The sequence below is a fragment of the Mesorhizobium sp. M7A.F.Ca.US.005.03.2.1 genome (assembly GCF_003997795.1).
GTDB lineage: Bacteria > Pseudomonadota > Alphaproteobacteria > Rhizobiales > Rhizobiaceae > Mesorhizobium > Mesorhizobium ciceri.
The window spans coordinates 1-934 of the sequence record NZ_RZRP01001377.1; the positions used below are offsets into that span (position 1 = coordinate 1).

Consider the following 934-nt stretch of genomic DNA (forward strand, 5'->3'; position numbering starts at 1 on the left):
CTTGAGGGGGAGATGCCCGGCAGGGCAGAGGGGGCGTGAAGGAATTCGACTTGACCCGGTCGGCTCTCAAACCTTGTCGCGGATCTGGGTCATCGTCCGGGTCGGGGTGATCGCTTCGGGGTCGAGCCGGATCTCGACGATCGCCGGCTTGCCGCTGGCGCGGGCGCGTTCGAAGGCCGGGGCGAAGTCCGCCGTCTTCTCAACCGTTTCGCCATGGCCGCCATAGGCGCGGGCGAGAGCCGCGAAATCGGGGTTCTTGAGGTCGGTGGCCACCACGCGGCCGGGATATTCGCGCTCCTGATGCATGCGGATGGTGCCGTAGATACCGTTGTTGACGACGACGACGACGATCGGCAGGTCGTATTGCACGGCAGTGGCGAATTCCTGCCCGTTCATCAGGAAGCAGCCGTCGCCGGCGAAAGCGACCACGGTGCGCTCTGGAAACAGCTCTTTGGCGGCGACTGCCGCAGGCGTGCCATAGCCCATCGAGCCTGACGTCGGCGCACCTTGAGTGGCGAAGCGGCGGAAGCGATGGAAGCGATGCACCCAGGTGGCGTAATTGCCTGCGCCGTTGGTGAGAATGGCGTCGTCGGGCAACATCTTTTCGAGATAGTTCATGATCGGGCCCATCTGGACCGGGCCGGGGCCGCTTTCGGGTGGTGTCGACCAGTCGAGATAGGTGGCATGCAGCTTTGGCGTCTCGGCTGCCCAGACGGGTGCGGAGGCCGGCTTGCGTTTGGCGAAAGCGTCGACGAAGGCGGACGGCGAGGCGTTGATCGCCAATGCCGGCCTGTAAACGCGGCCGAGCTCGCCGGAATCGGCATGGACATGGACCAGTGTCTGGGCGGGGTAGGGGCTTTTCAGCAGCGTGTAGTCCGAGGAGGGCATTTCGCCCATGCGGCCGCCGATCAGCAGCACGAGGTCGGCCTGCTTG

Annotated in this window: 1 protein-coding gene; it reads right to left on the bottom strand. The window is 65.3% G+C overall.

Going from position 1 to position 934, the window contains the following annotated elements; genetic code table 11:
* Positions 1–66: 66 nt before the first annotated feature.
* Positions 67–934 (bottom strand): thiamine pyrophosphate-dependent enzyme (locus tag EN991_RS37900; protein ID WP_245461196.1); only part of this gene is annotated, 868 nt, incomplete at its 5' end.